Raw genomic sequence first — 15089 nt, 5'->3', positions numbered from 1 at the left:
AACCGGAGTGATGTGCGGCGCTCAAGGCGCTGTCGGGGCTCCGCTCAGTGCTTGGCGGGCAGGAATCCCACCCGGTCGTACGTCTGCGCGAGGGTCTCGGCGGCGACCGCCCGCGCTTTCTCCGCACCCTTGGCCAGCACCGAGTCCAGCGTCTCCGGGTCGTCCAGATAGCTCTGGGTGCGCTCGCGGAACGGCGTCACGAAGTCGGTCACGACCTCGGCCAGGTCGGTCTTCAGCGCGCCGTAGCCCTGGCCCGCGTACTTCTCCTCCAGTTCGCCGATGCCCGCCCCGGTGAGGGTGGCGTAGATGGTGAGGAGGTTGCTGACGCCCGGCTTGTTCTCGGCGTCGTAGACGACGACCGTGTCGGTGTCGGTGACCGCGCTCCGGACCTTCTTGGCGGTGGCCTTCGGCTCGTCCAGCAGGTTGACCAGGCCCTTCGGCGTGGACGCGGACTTGCTCATCTTGACCGTCGGGTCCTGGAGATCGTAGATCTTCGCCGTCTCCTTGAGGATGTACGGCCTGGGGACGGTGAAGGTCTCGCCGAAGCGGCCGTTGAAGCGCTCGGCGAGGTCGCGGGTCAGCTCGATGTGCTGGCGCTGGTCCTCGCCGACCGGCACCTCGTGCGCCTGGTAGAGCAGGATGTCCGCGACCTGGAGGACCGGGTAGGTGAACAGGCCGACCGAGGCGCGGTCGGCGCCCTGCTTGGCGGACTTGTCCTTGAACTGGGTCATCCGGGACGCCTCGCCGAAGCCGGTGAGGCAGTTCATCACCCAGGCGAGCTGGGCGTGCTCGGGGACGTGGCTCTGCACGAAGAGCGTGCAGCGGTCCGGGTCGAGGCCGGCGGCGAGGAGCTGGGCGGCGGCGAGCCGGGTGTTGGCGCGCAGCTCCTTCGGGTCCTGCGGGACCGTGATCGCGTGCAGGTCGACGACCATGTAGAACGCGTCGTGGGTCTCCTGGAGCGCCACCCATTGGCGGACCGCGCCGAGGTAGTTGCCGAGGTGGAACGAGCCCGCGGTGGGCTGGATTCCGGAGAGCACGCGGGGACGATCAGAGGCCATGCTCATCATTCTCTCAGGTCGCCGGGGGCACTCGGAAACGGGCCGGAAACGGGCCGGGGCCGCGTCCGGCGCTGCGGACGCGGCCCCGGCCCGTGGTGGGCGCCGGCGGTGATCAGCCCAGGTCGATCTCCGGGTAGAGCGGGAAGCCGGCGACCAGGTCGGTGGCCCGGCGGGAGATCTCGTCGGCGATCTTGGCGTCCAGGACGTGGGACGCCTTGGAGGGAGCGCCGGACTTGGTGGTGCCGGGCTCGGCGGCGGTGAGCACGCGGTCGATGAGACCGGCGACCTCGTCCATCTCCGCCGTGCCCAGGCCCCGGGTGGTCAGCGCCGGGGTGCCGATGCGGATGCCGGAGGTGTACCAGGCGCCGTTCGGGTCGGCCGGGATGGCGTTGCGGTTGGTGACGATGCCGGAGTCCAGCAGGGCCTGCTCGGCCTGTCGGCCGGTGAGGCCGTAGGAGCCGGCCACGTCGATCAGGTTGAGGTGGTTGTCGGTGCCGCCGGTGACCAGGGTGGCGCCGCGCTTCATCAGGCCCTCGGCGAGCGCGCGGGCGTTGTCGACGATGCGCTGGGCGTAGTCCTGGAAGGACGGCTGCCGGGCCTCGGCGAGGGCGACCGCCTTGGCGGCCATGACGTGCGGCAGCGGGCCGCCGAGGACCATCGGGCAGCCCCGGTCGACCTGGTCCTTGAGCGAGTCGTCGCACAGCACCATGCCGCCGCGCGGGCCGCGCAGCGACTTGTGCGTGGTGGTCGTCACGATCTGGGCGTGCGGGACCGGGTCGAAGTCGCCGGTGAGCACCTTGCCCGCGACCAGACCGGCGAAGTGCGCCATGTCGACCATGAGCGTGGCGCCGACCTCGTCGGCGATCTCCCGCATGATCCGGAAGTTCACCAGGCGGGGGTAGGCGGAGTAGCCGGCGACGATGATCAGCGGCTTGAACTCGCGGGCGGAGGCGCGCAGCGCCTCGTAGTCGATGAGGCCGGTGGCCGGGTCGGTCCCGTAGGAGCGCTGGTCGAACATCTTGCCGGAGATGTTGGGGCGGAAGCCGTGGGTGAGGTGGCCGCCGGCGTCCAGGGACATGCCGAGCATCCGCTGGTTGCCGAAGGCGGCGCGCAGCTCGGCCCAGTCCTGGTCGGTGAGGTCGTTGATCTGGCGGACGCCGGTCTTCGCCAGGAACGGCACCTCGACCCGGGCGCCGAGCACGGCCCAGAAGGCGACCAGGTTGGCGTCGATGCCGGAGTGCGGCTGGACGTAGGCGTGCCGGGCGCCGAAGAGTTCCTTGGCGTGCTCGGCGGCGAGCGACTCGACGGTGTCGACGTTGCGGCAGCCGGCGTAGAAGCGGCGGCCGATGGTGCCCTCGGCGTACTTGTCGCTGAACCAGTTGCCCATCGCGAGCAGGGTGGCCGGGGAGGCGTAGTTCTCGGAGGCGATCAGCTTGAGCATCTCGCGCTGGTCGGCCACCTCCTGGCCGATGGCGTCGGCGACGCGCGGCTCCACGGCGCGGATCACGTCGAGGGCGGCGCGGTAGGCGGTGGACTCGGTGGAGAGCGGCTGCTCGGCTGACATGGGGGACCTCCGGGACGTCGACTTTCAGCGTTCACGGTACGGGGGCCCAGGCGCACGGCACTGTTCCGGGGCCCTCGGGTACAGGGGTCCGGGGGCCGCTCCCCGATGGTCGGTCCCATCCCAGCGCGCCAGTCACGGCCCGGGGCCAGGTTACCCGGCGGCCGGAAGCTCGGTCGTAAAGCGTCCATCATGCGGGCGGCGGCGGGGGCTGCCGCGCCCGGGTGCGCGAGGACGAGTACCGGCTGCCGGTGTCCGTCCCGCTCGGCGGGGACGAAGCCGGTGCCGGTGTCCCGGCGCAGCGGCAGGAGCCGGTCGTCGTCCGCCGGGTCGCGGGCGGCGAGAAGCACGCCTGCCGGGTCCGGGGCGAGCGCGGGAACGGTGGTGAAATCCGCATACGAGCCGTTGGCCGCCGGTCCCTCACAGGATCACGTGCGGCAGGAAGCGGGCGTACTCGTCCGTCACCAGGCCCGCCGACTCGCGGATGCCGAGCCCCGCCGACTCGTCCTCGACCACCCAGGCGCCCAGCACGACGTGGTTGCCGTCGAAGGCGGGGAGCGGGGCGAGGGCCTGGTAGCAGCAGGGCTCGTCGCGGGGCGCCGGGTCGCTGCCCGGCTCGTGCAGGGTCACGCCCGCGCCCTCGCGGCCGAGGAGCGGCTTGGCGACCCAGCCGGTGCCGCCGGTCAGCTCGCGGGGGCCGTCGAGGTAGGCCGGGAGGAGGTTGGGGTGGCCGGGGTACAGCTCCCAGAGGATCGCCAGCAGCGCCTTGTTGCTGAGCAGCATCTTCCAGGCGGGCTCGATCCACAGGGTGGAGCCGGTGCCGCCGCCGTTGTCGAGGGTGGCCAGGACGTGGCCGGCGAAGCGGTCGGTGGTGAGCCACTCCCAGGGGTAGAGCTTGAAGCAGCTGCGGATGAAGCGGAGCCGGGTGTCGACGAACCGGCCGGAGAGCCGGTCCCAGCCGATGTCCTCCACGGAGATCGACTCGGTCTCCAGGCCGGCCTGCTCGGCGGTCTCCTTGAGGTAGGCGACCGTCATGAGGTCCTCGCCGAGTTCGTCGGCGGTGGAGTGCGCGAAGTACAGCGGGCTGCCGGGCGGGAGCAGGGATGCCTGTTTCTTCCAGGCGTCGATCAGGCGCTCGTGGAGGGAGTTCCACTGGTCGGCGCCGGGGAAGCGGTCCTCCATCCAGAACCACTGCGGGGACGCCGCCTCGACCAGGGAGGTCGGGGTGTCCGCGTTGTACTCCAGGAGTTTCGCCGGTCCGGCGCCGTCGTAGCGCAGGTCGAAGCGGGCGTAGACGGAGGGGAGTTCGGCGCGGCGCCGCCATGCCTCGGTGACGGCCCGGATCACGCGGGGGTCGGTGATGCCGAGGTCGGCGAAGCGGCCGGCGGTGACGATGTGCTCGGCGGCGGCCAGGCACATGCGGTGCAGTTCCTCGACGGTCTCCTCCAGCGCCTCGACCTCGTCCAGGGAGAAGACGTAGTAGGCGCTCTCGTCCCAGTAGGGGCGCAGGGAGTCGTCGGGGTAGCGGGTGAGGGGGTACACGAGCCCCTGTTCCTCGACGGTCTGCTGCCAGCCGGGGCGGGGCTCGACGGTGCGACGCCGCACGGCCGCTCAGCCGCCGCTGCTGCCGTGGCTGGAGCAGCCGAGGCCGCCGCGGTCGACGGCCTCGTCGCGGTCGAAGGTGCCGTAGTCGGCCCGGCCGCGGGTGACGTCGGAGTCGTAGTACCAGTCGGAACTCGCCAGGCCGGTGGTGGACTTGCAGTTCTTGTCGGCGACGACCTTGTAGCCGTCGGCGAGGGTGTAGTCGTCGCGGTCCACGCAGCGCCGGTCGGGCTCCGAGCCGCACGACGTCAGAGCGGCCGCGAGGACCCCCATACCGCCGAGCACGACGGTGCTCGACCGCAGCCGTCGCCGGGTCTCTGCCATGTCCGTTTCCCCCTGTTGTCCGCGCGTGCGTACGGCAGTTGACTCGATCTGGTGTCCGACCGCCGTCGGAGGTGGATGGTACGGCAGGGGGATGGGGACCGCGAAGGAGGGCCGCCGACTGGTCAGACGGTGCCGAACCCCCCGCCCTTGACGCCCGTCACGAAGGCGGCGAACGAACCGGCCGGGAAGGCCAGCACCGGGCCGGCCGGGTTCTTGGAGTCGCGGACGGGGACCGTGCCGCGGGAGGCGGCCAGGTTCCTGGCGACCTCTATGCACTGGCCGCCGTTGTTGCTGTACGAGGACGTGCGCCACTGCGGGTCTTCGGTCGTCACGGTGCGCCCTTTCGAAGCTCTTCGATCAAGGCCACCGACGCCGCCTGCGACAGCGCCCCGGCCTGTAGCTGATGGTAGGCCGTCAGGATGGGCAGTACGAACGAACTTTCCCGTTCCAGGTGCCCGCGTTGGGACGACTCCGCGTAGGACATCAGCGAGCGGTCCGGCATCGTCAGCACAGTGACGGGCAGGTCGAAGGGGCGTCGCTCTCCCATGCTGAACGGCGCCACCTGGAAGACGCTGTTCGGGAGGTCGGCGAACTCGATCAGCCGGTTCCACTGGGCGTCCATGACGGCCCGGTCACCGATGGGGCGGCGGAGGCAGCTCTCGTCCAGCACGGTCAGCAGCAGCGGCACGGGGTCCCGGTCCAGCGAGGTCTGCCGCTCCGCGACGAGCCGGACGCGTTCCTCCGCCTGCTCGGGCGTGATCGCGCCCCGCTTGACGGCACTGTCGGCGAGGACGCGCGCGTACTCCGGTGTCTGGAGCAGGCCGGGGACGACGCCCACCTCGTACAGCCGGATCTCGGCGGCCCGCCGCTCGTGCCCGACGTACTCGGGGAAACCCTCCAGCAGCGCCGTGGAGCGGACCGCTCGGCTCGCCTTCTGGAACAGCTCGCCGGTGTCGAAGACCCGGTCGGCGATCCTCGCGAAACGTCGGGTTGGCGGACGCCGGCCAGTTTCCACGGCGGAGATGTGCGTCCCCGAGTAGCCCATGCGTTCGCCCAACTCGTCCTGTGTCCAGCCGCGCTCGTCGCGCATCCTGCGCAGACGGTTCCCGAACGCCGCGGCCGGTGATCGCTCCGGGTCCAGTTCCTTGCGGTTCAACGCACCTCTCCCAACTCTCCGGTCAACTCACGCAGGTTGAGGACTGCCCAGCCGCGGGCCATTCTGAACCCGCTTGGTAGTCACATCGCTACGGAGAGGAGCGGCAGTGGCAGCGCAGCACGTGCCCGAACTCGGCGCGCTCATGGTGGACACCAGCCGGGGCGGCCGGGTGGGCGAGTTCCGCGGCGTCGCCGGACCGTACTGGTTCCTGCGTCCCGTCTGCGGCGGGACCGAATGGGAGGCGGACCCGCGCGACGTCCGTCCCGCGGACCCGATACAGCGTCTGAGCGCGGAGACCGCCCGTGCCAACGCCCGGAGCCGCGGAGAGGTCCTGTGAGGCCCGGGGCGCGGACGGCCATGGCGGTGGCATCGGTGGTGTCCCGGTGAAATGGATGACAGAACAGGCCGGAGTGTCATCCGTTTCGCGGGGGTATCCCGGAGGGCCTGGCCGACCCGCCCGGATTGCGTACGGAACCGGAGGCATTCGGTGATTCCCCGCGACCGCTGCCGCGGGCCCCTCGCCGAATCGTGGCGCCCGGGTACGGCGCCGGGCCCCAGGCTCGCCGCCGCCTGGGCGGTCCGCCGGCCGGCGTTCGTCAAGGTCACCGGCGTCGACGTGGTACGTGTCGCCAGCGCCTGCGCTTCGACCGCCCTCACGATCCTGCGGGAACGCGGCGTGCCGCGCGGCCCGGTCCTGGCCAACCTGCCACGCAGCACGGTGGAGTTCATCGTGGTCCGCGGCACGGCGGACGTGTGGCCCGCGCTGCGCCTGACCCGCTGTGTGGCCGACGCCGTGATGCGGTGTCCGGCGCCCTCGGTGACCAGCGGCAGCGGACTGACCCCGGTCGCCGGCCGGGTGTGGCTGACCCCGCCCGGCCCCGGTGCCCCGGACGCCACCGACGCCGACCAGCTCGCCGAAGCGGTGACCGTGGCGCTCCTGCGGCACGCCCGGATGCGGGCCGGCGTCGAACCCTGATCGTGTTGACCGCCCTCGGCAGGCAGTGCTGGAGTCGGCTCGTGGACAGCATTCCCGCCAACCGGCGGCTCTGGAACCAGATCAGCGACGCCTACCAGCTCGAGCACGACCCGCGGATCGGCGCGGCCCCCCGGCTGTGGGGCATGTACTCCATCCCCGACGCGTACCTGCACGCCCTGGGCGACGTCACCGGCAAGCGCGTCCTCGAACTCGGCTGCGGTGCCGGGCAGTGGTCCAGAGCGCTCGTCGCCGAGGGCGCCACCGTGATCGGGCTCGACCTGTCCGAAGCCCAACTCGCCGCGGCGGCCGGCGCGATGGGGGCGGACCGCTACCCGCTGGTGCAAGGCGCCGCCGAACACCTCCCCTTCGCCGCCGACAGCTTCGACCTGGTGTTCTGCGACTTCGGCGGACTCAGCTGGGCGCCCCCGCACCTGGCCGTCCCGCAGGCCGCACGCGTCCTGGGCCGCGGCGGGCGCCTGGTGTTCAACGTCGCCAGCCCGTGGTTCGAGGCCTGCTACGACGAAGCCGCCGGCCGCGTGACCACGACGCCGCGGCAGGACTACTTCGGGCTGAACACCATCACCGAAGGTGACGGCGCGACCAGCTACCAGCTCACCTACGGCGACTGGATCAGGGTCCTGTGCGGCGCAGGTCTCGTCATCGACGACCTCGTCGAGCCGCGGCCCGGACCCGGAACACCCAACGGCTACAACGAGACCGACCCGCCCGACTGGGCACACCGCTGGCCGGCGGAACTGCTCTGGGTGACCCACAAACCGTGAGTTCCGCCGTGCGGCGGGTCCAGAACGCCGGTTCCGCTACGGCAACACCCTGCACAGCGCGTCCAGCGCCCCCGCCCAGGCGTGGTCCGGCGGAGTCCCGTAGCCGACGACCACCGCGTCCAGGGGAGGTGTCGTCGCGTCCGGGTGGCGGAACAGGGAGAGGCCGTAGAGGGCCAGGTTCTGCCAGGTGGCGGCCTGGATGACGGACTGTTCGGTGCCGGGCGGGAGGAGGAGTACGGCGTGCAGGCCGGCGGCGATGCCGGTGGCCCGGACGTCGGGGGCGCGCGCGGCCAGTGCCGTGGTCAGGGCGTCGCGGCGGCGCCGGTAGCGCAGGCGGGCGGCGCGCACATGGCGGTCGTAGGCGCCGGAGGTGAGGAACTCGGCGAAGGTGAGCTGGTCCAGGGCGGAGCAGGTGGGGAGGTGGTTCTTGGCGGCCAGCACCTCGTCGAGCAGCGGTGCGGGCAGCACGGCCCAGGCCAGCCGGAGGCCGGGGGCGAGGGCCTTGCTGGCGGTGCCGAGGTGGACGACGCGGTCGGGGTCGAGGCCCTGGAGGGCGCCGACCGGCTGGCGGTCGTAGCGGAACTCGCCGTCGTAGTCGTCCTCCAGGACCAGCGCGCCGGTGCGCCGGGCCCAGTCCACGACCGCCGCGCGGCGGTCCGGGCGCAGTGCCATGCCCATCGGGAACTGGTGCGCGGGGGTCAGGAGGACCGCCCCGGCCGCCTCGGGCGGCGCGCCCGGGTCGGTGCCCTGGGCGTCGAAGGGCAGCGGGACGGTGCGCAGCCCGGCGGCGGTGAGCAGGTCGCGGTGGATGTGCAGGCCGTACGACTCGACGGCGACCGTGTGCACGCCGCGGGCCCGCAGCACCGTGCCCAGCAGGGACAGGGCGTGTGCGGCCCCGTTGCAGACCAGGATCCGGGCCGGGTCGGCGCGCACGCCCCGGGCGCGGGAGAGGTAGCCGGCCAGCGCCTGCCGCAGTTCGGGGCGGCCCCGGGGGTCGCCGTAGCCGAACGCCTCGTGCGGGGCCGTGTGCAGGGCCCGGCGGGTGGCCTTGAGCCACTCGGCGCGCGGGAAGGAGGCCAGGTCGGGGGTGCCGGGGCGCAGGTCGTGGACGGGGCGGGCGGGGGTACGGCCCCGGGGTGCGGGGCCGGCCGGGGGCGCGGCGACGGGGCGGTCGGCGACCCGGGTGCCGGAGCCCTGCCGGGCGGTCAGCCAGCCCTCGGCGACCAGGTCGGCGTAGGCGTCGGCGACGGTGTTCCGGGCGATGCCGAGGTCGGCGGCGAGGGTGCGGGAGGACGGCAGCCGGGTGCCGGGGGCGAGCCGGCCGGTGCGGACGGCCTCGCGCAGGGCGTCGGTCAGGCCGCGGCGCAGGCCGGAACCGGCCGGTTCCAGGGGTCCCAGGTGCAGGTCGATACCGAGATTGGCCCAGGATTCCGTCACGGAAGTGGACCATACCCGTGGGCTGCTTCGTTCCTAGGGTGGACGCATGACGACACCGACCGACACCGCGTACGCCGCCGAGCAGCCGCCCCGGCTCCAGTGGGCCAAGCACGCCCCCGAGGTCTACAAGGCGATGATCCGGCTCGACGCCGCCGCCAAGCAGGGCCTCGACCCGGTGCTCTACGAACTGGTCAAGATCCGCGCCTCGCAGCTCAACCACTGCGCCCTCTGCCTCGACATGCACACCAAGGACGCGCTCGCGGCGGGCGAGAGCGTGGAGCGGATCGTGCAGCTCAGCGCCTGGGAGGAGTCCCGGCACTTCTACACCGCGAAGGAACTGGCGGCGATCGAGCTGACCGAGGCGGTCACCGTGCTGACGGACGGCTTCGTGCCGGACGAGGTGTACGAGCGGGCCGCCAAGCACTTCCCCGACGAGGCGGAACTGGCCCAGCTGATCGCCGCGATCACGGTGATCAACGCCTGGAACCGGTTCGGCGTGACCTGCCGGCTGACGCCGGGGCACTACCAGCCGGGGCAGCACGCCTGAGACGCGGACGGCGTACGCGGATCAGGGCAGCCACGCCCGCCACACCGGCCCGTGGCTGTCCACCCACCTCCGCGCCGCCTCCTGGGGCGACAGCTTCTGTTCGGCGATCATCAGGGAGACCTGGTTCTGGTCCTCGGTGGTCCACTCGAAGTTCTTCAGCAGCTCGGCCGCCTTGCCGCCGCCGCGGGCGAAGTCGGCGTTGAGGTACTTCTGGAGCGGGGTGACCGGGTAGGCGCAGTCGACCTTCGCGGGGTCGGCGTCGCAGCCCTCCGCGTAGGCCGGCAGCCTCACCTCCGTCATCGGGACCCGCTCGAACAGCCACTGCGGGGTGTACCAGTACGTCAGGAAGGGCTTCTTCGCCTTCGCGAACTGCTGGATCTGGGTGATCTGGGCGGCCTCGGAGCCGGCGAAGACCACCTGGTAGTTCAGGTTCAGATTGGTCACCAGGGCCTTGTCGTTGGTGACGTAGGACGGGGAGCCGTCCAGCAGCTGGCCCTTGCCGCCGCTCTCCGGGGTGCGCAGCCGGTCGGCGTACTTGTTCAGGTTCTTCCAGTCGGTGACGTCCGGGTGCGCCTTCGCGAAGTACGTCGGCACGAACCAGCCGATGTGGCCGGTGACGCCGAGGCCGCCGCCGTTCACGATGGTCCGCTTGTCCTCGACGTAGCGCTGTTCCTGGTCGGGGTGGCCCCAGTCCTCCAGGATGGCGTCGACCCGGCCCTGGCTGAGCGCGTCCCAGGCGGGGACCTCGTCGACCTGGACGGTGTCGACGCGGTAGCCGAGTTCGTGCTCCAGGAGGTACTGGGCGACGGCCACGTTGGCCTGCGCGCCGACCCAGGACTGCACGGACAGCGTCACCGTCTTCGCGCCCTGCGCGTTCGCGAACGGTGACGCCTGCTTGGTCATGTCGGCGGCGCCGCAGCCGGTCAGCAGGACCAGCGTGCCCGCCAGGGCAGTCGTACGCAGCCGCATGTCAGGCTCCCTTCCGTGCACGGCGTTCGGTCGGTTGCGTGACGCGGTCCAGCATCAGGCCGAGGCAGACGATGGCCGCGCCGGCCACCAGGCCGGTCGCCAGGTCGCCCTGGGCGAGGCCGAAGACGACGCTGTAGCCGAGCGCGCCGCCACCGACCAGACCGCCGATGATGACCACGGCCAGGACCAGCACCACACCCTGGTTGACGGCCAGGAGCAGCGCCGGGCGGGCCAGCGGGAGCTGCACCTGCCGCAGTTGCTGCCCGCCGGTCGCGCCGAGCGAGCGGGCCGACTCCAGCGCCGCCGGGTCGACCCCGCGCAGGCCCTGCGCGGTGATCCGGACCACGGCGGGCAGCGCGTAGACGACGGCGGCGGCCACGGCGGGGGCGCGGCCGACGCCGAACAGGGCAACGACCGGGATCAGGTACACGAACTGCGGCATCGTCTGGAAGACGTCGAGGACCGGGCGGAGCAGGCGTTCGAACCGGTCGCTCCGGGCCGCCGCGATGCCGGTGGCGAAGCCGAGCAGCAAGGTGACGGCGACGGCCGCCAGCACCTGGGAGAGGGTGTCCAGGGACGGTTCCCACACGTCGAGGACGCCGATCGCGGCCATCGCCAGTACGGCGGTCAGCGCGGTGCGCCAGGTGCCGATCAGCCAGGCCAGGGCGGCGACGGCCAGGAGGACGGACCACCAGGGCAGCCACAGCAGGCCGTCCCGCAGCGGATCCAGGACCCAGGTGGTGAAGTGGCCCGCCCAGTCGGCGGTGCCGCCGACGACGGGGACGCCGGAGTAGAGGTGGCCGGTCATCCAGTCGACGGCGCGGTTGACGGGTTCGGCGAGGTCCAGCGCCCAGGACTCCGGCCACTCCAGGCGGCCGGCCAGCCGGCCGGCGAGGGCGACGGCCACGGCGCCGGCGAGCGCGTACCGCCGGCCGGCCGGAGACCTCGGGGCCTCGTCCGACCGCTCCCCCGCCGCGCCGGTCACCCGGTCCAGCACGACCGCGAGCAGCACGATCGGGATGCCGGCCGCGAGGGCCGCCCCGACGTCGACCGCGGCGAGCGCCTGGTAGACCCGGTCGCCGAGGCCGCCGGCGCCGATGACGGAGGCGATGACGGCCATCGACAGCGCCATCATGATCGTCTGGTTGAGGCCGAGCAGGAGTTCCGCGCGGGCCAGCGGGATGCGGGCGGTCAGCAGCCGCTGCCGGGCGGTGGTGCCGAGCGACTCGACGGCTTCCAGGACCTCCTGGTCGGCGCCGCGCAGGCCGAGCGCGGTGAGCCGGGCCATCGGCGGGGCGGCGTAGACGACGGTGGCCAGCACGGCGGCGGGGACGCCGATGCCGAAGACCAGGACGACGGGGAGCAGGTAGGCGAAGGCGGGCAGCACCTGCATGGTGTCCAGCACCGGACGCAGCGCCCGGTCGGCCCGGTCGGACAGCCCGGCGGCCAGTCCGAGCAGCGCGCCCACCAGCACCGAGACCAGCACCGCTACGGCCATCAGGGCGAGGGTCTGCATGGTCGGCACCCACATGCCGAGCAGGCCGCAGGCCAGGAACGCCACCGCCGTGCCGAGCGCCAGCCGGAGGCCGGCCACCCGCCAGGCGACCAGCGCGCCGACCGCGCTGACGCCGGCCCAGCCGACGGCGAGGAGGGCGAGGTAGACGGCGCGTACGGCGAGGACGACGGCGTTGCTCACGTGGCCGAAGAAGTAGAGGAACAGCGGGTGGCTGTCCCGGTTGTCGATGATCCAGTCGCTGACCTGGCCGAGCGGGCCGGAGACGTCGACGGTGAGGGCGGCGGGCCAGGTGCCGCTGGACCACTGGGCGTGGGCCAGGGGGGCGAGGACCGCGGCGGCGAGGGCGAGGGGGAGGAGTTTGCGGGCGGCACGATTGCTGAGGATGCCGGGCGGGACGGCGGACGCCGTGACGGTCGTCGTCATCGGACCGCCTCCCTCGCCTGGTCCGTTCCGGCGACCACACCGAGCAGTGCCGCCGCGTCCACCACCCCCACGCACCGGCCGTCCTCCATCACCCGGGCCGCGCTGCCGCTGCGGGCGACCGCCTCGATGGCCTCGGCGACGGTGGCGTCGGGGCGGACGGCGGGGCCGTGGCCCGCCTCCTCGGCGCCGGCGGCCGGCCGCATCGCCGTACGGACCGTCAGGACCTGCTCGCGCGGCACGTCCCGGACGAATTCCCGTACGTAGTCGTCGGCGGGCGAGCCGACGATCTCCTCCGGCGTGCCGAGCTGGACCACCCGCCCGTCCCGCATCAGGGCGATGCGGTCGCCGAGCCGCAGCGCCTCCTGGAGGTCGTGGGTGATGAAGACCATCGTGCGGCCCTCCTCGCGGTGCAGCCGCACCACCTCCTCCTGCATGTCCCGCCGGATCAGCGGGTCCAGCGCGCTGAACGGCTCGTCGAACAGCAGCACCTCGGGGTCGACGGCGAGCGCGCGGGCCAGGCCGACGCGCTGCCGCTGACCGCCGGAGAGCTGGGCCGGGCGGCGCCGCTCCATGCCCTCCAGGCCGACCTTGGCGACGACGGCGGCGGCCCGTTCGCGCCGCTCGGCGCGGCTCATGCCCTGGATCTGGAGGCCGTAGGCGACGTTGTCGAGGACGGTGCGGTGCGGGAGCAGGCCGAAGTGCTGGAAGACCATCGCGGTACGGTGCCGGCGCAGGGCGCGCAGCCGGGTGCGGTCCATCGCCCGTACGTCGTCGCCGTCGATGGCGATGGAACCGGCCGTCGGTTCGATCAGCCGGGTCAGACAGCGGACCAGGGTGGACTTGCCCGAGCCGGACAGGCCCATGACAACGAAGACCTCGCCCTTGCGCACCTCGAAGCCGACGTCCCGGACGGCGGCCGTGCAGCCGGTGCGGTCGCGCAGTTCGGCCGGGGTGAGGGCGGTCAGCTCCGGGTCGCCGGGGACCCGGTCGGCCTTCGGTCCGAAGACCTTCCACAGGCCGTGCACGGCGAAGACCGGGGGCCGCTCGGCCGGGGTGGCGGGGAGGGCGCTCATCGGGCGTCACCCCCGGCCGGGGCGGCGGACGCCGCGCCGATCAGCTCGACGGCCTTCTCGCCGACCATCAGCACGCCGATCATCGGGTTGACGGCGGGCATGGTCGGGAAGACCGAGGCGTCGGCGATCCGCAGTCCGTCCAGACCGCGGACGCGCAGTTCGGGGTCGACGACCGCGAGGGGGTCGTCCGGCGCACCGATGCGGCAGGTGCCCGCCGGGTGGTAGACGGTGTGCGCGACCTTGCGGGCGTACTCGCTCAGCTCGGCGTCGCCCAGCACGTTCGGCCCCGGGCACACCTCGCGCTTGAGCCAGCCGGCCAGCGGCTCGGTCTTCGCGATCTCGCGCGCGACGCGGATGCCGTCGACCAGGGTGCGGCCGTCGTGGTCGTCGGGGTCGGTGAAGTACCGGAAGTCCAGGGCGGGCTTGACGGACGGGTCGGCGCTGGTCAGGTGGAGGCGGCCGCGGCTGCGCGGCTTGGGGATGTTCGGGGTCATCGAGACGCCGAACTCCGGGCGCCGGTAGCCCAGTCGCTCCGGGTGGTCCGTGAACGGGATCTGGTAGAAGTGGAACATCAGGTCGGGGCCCTGGTGTTCGGGGTCACGGCGCACGAACAGGCCGGCGTCGGAGTCCATCGCGGAGTTGTCCGGAATGGGGCCGTCCGTCTCCCAGACGATCACCGACTCGGGGTGGTCGAGGAGGTTCTCGCCGACGCCGGGCAGGTCGTGCGCCACGGGTATGCCGAGCGCTTCGAGGTCGGCCCGCGGACCGATGCCGGAGTGCAGCAGCAGCCGGGGCGAGTCGACCGCGCCGGCGCACACCACCACCTCGCGCCGGGCGCGAACGAGATGCTCCGCGCCGTCCTTGGTACGGACGTGGACGCCCTCGGCCCGGGGACCGGCCAGCTCCAGGCGGTACGCCCAGGTCTCCAGCATCAGGGTGAGGTTGGGGCGTTCGTCCATGACCGGGTGCAGATACGCCACCGACGCCGAGGAGCGCTTGTTGTCCTCGGGGTGGTAGGCGAGGTCGAAGAAGCCGACGCCCTCGGTGAACGGCTTCTTGTTGAAGCCCTCGATCCGGGGCACCTGGAGCGCCTTCTGGGCCGCGTCGACGAAGTCGCGGGCGATGGCGTTCCGGTCCTTCTCGTCGACCGGCACGATGTGGTTGAGCAGCCGGGCCCAGTACGCCTCCATCGGCACCGCGCCCCAGCCCTTGGCGCCGGCCGCCTCCCACTCGTCCCAGTCGGACGGCAGCGGCTTGAAGGCGATGAGGGTGTTGTGCGAGGAACAGCCGCCGAGCACCCGGGCCCGGCTGTGCCGGATGTGCGAGTTGCCGCGCGGCTGCTCGGTGGTGGGGTAGTCGTAGTCGAGTTCGCCGCCGAGCAGGCCCATCCAGCGGCGCAGGGTCAGCACGTCGTCGCGGCCGACGTCGCTGGGGCCGCCCTCGATGACGGCGACGGTGGTGTCCGGGTTCTCGGTCAGACGGGAGGCGATGACCGAGCCGGCGGTGCCGCCGCCGATGACGACGTAGTCGTAGACAGGGGTGCTCTCGGGCATGGGCGTACTCCAGGGGCCGGGACGGAAGGAGGGGACGGGGCCTGGGACGGGGCGGGGACAGGGGCCGGAGACGGGGCCGGGGACGGTGACCGGAGATGGGGACCGGAGACGG

At 72.7% G+C, this 15089-nt stretch carries 15 protein-coding genes and 1 riboswitch; of the genes, 4 read left to right on the top strand and 11 right to left on the bottom strand.

Annotation, left to right across the window (positions count from 1 at the left end; translation table 11 throughout):
* Positions 1–44 precede the first annotated feature (44 nt).
* From trpS to ACTT8P_RS00940, 6 genes are all read right to left on the bottom strand, one after another.
* Positions 45–1058: a tryptophan--tRNA ligase gene (gene trpS, locus ACTT8P_RS00965; RefSeq protein WP_442829527.1), complete on the bottom strand. Its 1014-nt coding sequence runs from the start codon at positions 1056–1058 to the stop codon at positions 45–47.
* 112 nt (positions 1059–1170) lie between these two features.
* The gene (locus ACTT8P_RS00960) at positions 1171–2622 is read right to left on the bottom strand and encodes a glycine hydroxymethyltransferase (protein ID WP_442829526.1); all 1452 of its coding nucleotides are present in this window, start codon (positions 2620–2622) and stop codon (positions 1171–1173) included.
* A gap of 37 nt (positions 2623–2659) precedes the next feature.
* Positions 2660–2768: riboswitch (ZMP/ZTP riboswitch) on the bottom strand.
* Between the two features lie 271 nt (positions 2769–3039).
* Positions 3040–4224, bottom strand: coding sequence for a glutathionylspermidine synthase family protein (locus tag ACTT8P_RS00955; RefSeq protein WP_442829525.1), 1185 nt, complete (start codon positions 4222–4224; stop codon positions 3040–3042).
* A gap of 6 nt (positions 4225–4230) precedes the next feature.
* Complete coding sequence (locus ACTT8P_RS00950; protein WP_442829524.1) at positions 4231–4545, bottom strand: hypothetical protein; 315 nt, start codon at positions 4543–4545, stop codon at positions 4231–4233.
* 122 nt (positions 4546–4667) lie between these two features.
* The gene (locus ACTT8P_RS00945) at positions 4668–4877 is read right to left on the bottom strand and encodes a DUF397 domain-containing protein (RefSeq protein ID WP_442829523.1); all 210 of its coding nucleotides are present in this window, start codon (positions 4875–4877) and stop codon (positions 4668–4670) included.
* Positions 4874–5701: a helix-turn-helix domain-containing protein gene (locus tag ACTT8P_RS00940; protein ID WP_442829522.1), complete on the bottom strand. Its 828-nt coding sequence runs from the start codon at positions 5699–5701 to the stop codon at positions 4874–4876. The genes ACTT8P_RS00945 and ACTT8P_RS00940 overlap by 4 nt, the downstream gene beginning before the upstream one ends.
* Before the next feature lie 142 nt (positions 5702–5843).
* On the opposite strand from ACTT8P_RS00940, the gene ACTT8P_RS00935 reads away from it, so the two are divergent.
* The 3 genes from ACTT8P_RS00935 to ACTT8P_RS00925 all read left to right on the top strand — a co-directional run bounded on the left by ACTT8P_RS00935 (position 5844) and on the right by ACTT8P_RS00925 (position 7459).
* Positions 5844–6038, top strand: coding sequence for a hypothetical protein (locus ACTT8P_RS00935; protein WP_442829601.1), 195 nt, complete (start codon positions 5844–5846; stop codon positions 6036–6038).
* A gap of 150 nt (positions 6039–6188) precedes the next feature.
* Positions 6189–6677 (top strand): hypothetical protein, encoded by a 489-nt coding sequence (locus ACTT8P_RS00930; protein ID WP_442829521.1) that lies wholly within the window; start codon positions 6189–6191, stop codon positions 6675–6677.
* 41 nt (positions 6678–6718) lie between these two features.
* A complete protein-coding gene (locus ACTT8P_RS00925) occupies positions 6719–7459 on the top strand; it encodes a class I SAM-dependent methyltransferase (protein ID WP_442829520.1) in 741 nt (246 codons plus the stop codon).
* Positions 7460–7495: 36 nt separating this feature from the next.
* Here ACTT8P_RS00925 and pdxR read toward each other — a convergent pair whose 3' ends face one another.
* Positions 7496–8896: a MocR-like pyridoxine biosynthesis transcription factor PdxR gene (gene pdxR, locus ACTT8P_RS00920; RefSeq protein ID WP_442829519.1), complete on the bottom strand. Its 1401-nt coding sequence runs from the start codon at positions 8894–8896 to the stop codon at positions 7496–7498.
* Positions 8897–8942: 46 nt separating this feature from the next.
* Between pdxR and ACTT8P_RS00915 the strand changes: the two genes are divergently transcribed.
* Positions 8943–9443 (top strand): carboxymuconolactone decarboxylase family protein, encoded by a 501-nt coding sequence (locus tag ACTT8P_RS00915; protein ID WP_442829518.1) that lies wholly within the window; start codon positions 8943–8945, stop codon positions 9441–9443.
* Between the two features lie 21 nt (positions 9444–9464).
* On the opposite strand, the gene ACTT8P_RS00910 is transcribed toward ACTT8P_RS00915, so the two are convergent.
* Genes ACTT8P_RS00910 through ACTT8P_RS00895 form a run of 4 tightly spaced genes read right to left on the bottom strand, consistent with a single transcriptional unit; the run spans position 9465 to position 14977 of the window.
* Positions 9465–10412: an ABC transporter substrate-binding protein gene (locus ACTT8P_RS00910; RefSeq protein ID WP_442829517.1), complete on the bottom strand. Its 948-nt coding sequence runs from the start codon at positions 10410–10412 to the stop codon at positions 9465–9467.
* Position 10413: 1 nt separating this feature from the next.
* Positions 10414–12351, bottom strand: a complete 1938-nt coding sequence (locus tag ACTT8P_RS00905; protein WP_442829516.1) for an ABC transporter permease — start codon at positions 12349–12351, stop codon at positions 10414–10416.
* The gene (locus ACTT8P_RS00900; RefSeq protein WP_442829515.1) at positions 12348–13424 is read right to left on the bottom strand and encodes a quaternary amine ABC transporter ATP-binding protein; all 1077 of its coding nucleotides are present in this window, start codon (positions 13422–13424) and stop codon (positions 12348–12350) included. The genes ACTT8P_RS00905 and ACTT8P_RS00900 overlap by 4 nt, the downstream gene beginning before the upstream one ends.
* Positions 13421–14977, bottom strand: coding sequence for a GMC family oxidoreductase (locus ACTT8P_RS00895; protein ID WP_442829514.1), 1557 nt, complete (start codon positions 14975–14977; stop codon positions 13421–13423). Before ACTT8P_RS00895 ends, ACTT8P_RS00900 begins: the two co-directional genes overlap by 4 nt.
* Between the last annotated feature and the right edge of the window lie 112 nt (positions 14978–15089).

Source organism: Streptomyces sp. JW3 (genome assembly GCF_052216785.1).
Classification (GTDB): Bacteria; Actinomycetota; Actinomycetes; order Streptomycetales; family Streptomycetaceae; genus Streptomyces.
This window is presented reverse-complemented; position numbering and strand designations above follow the sequence as displayed.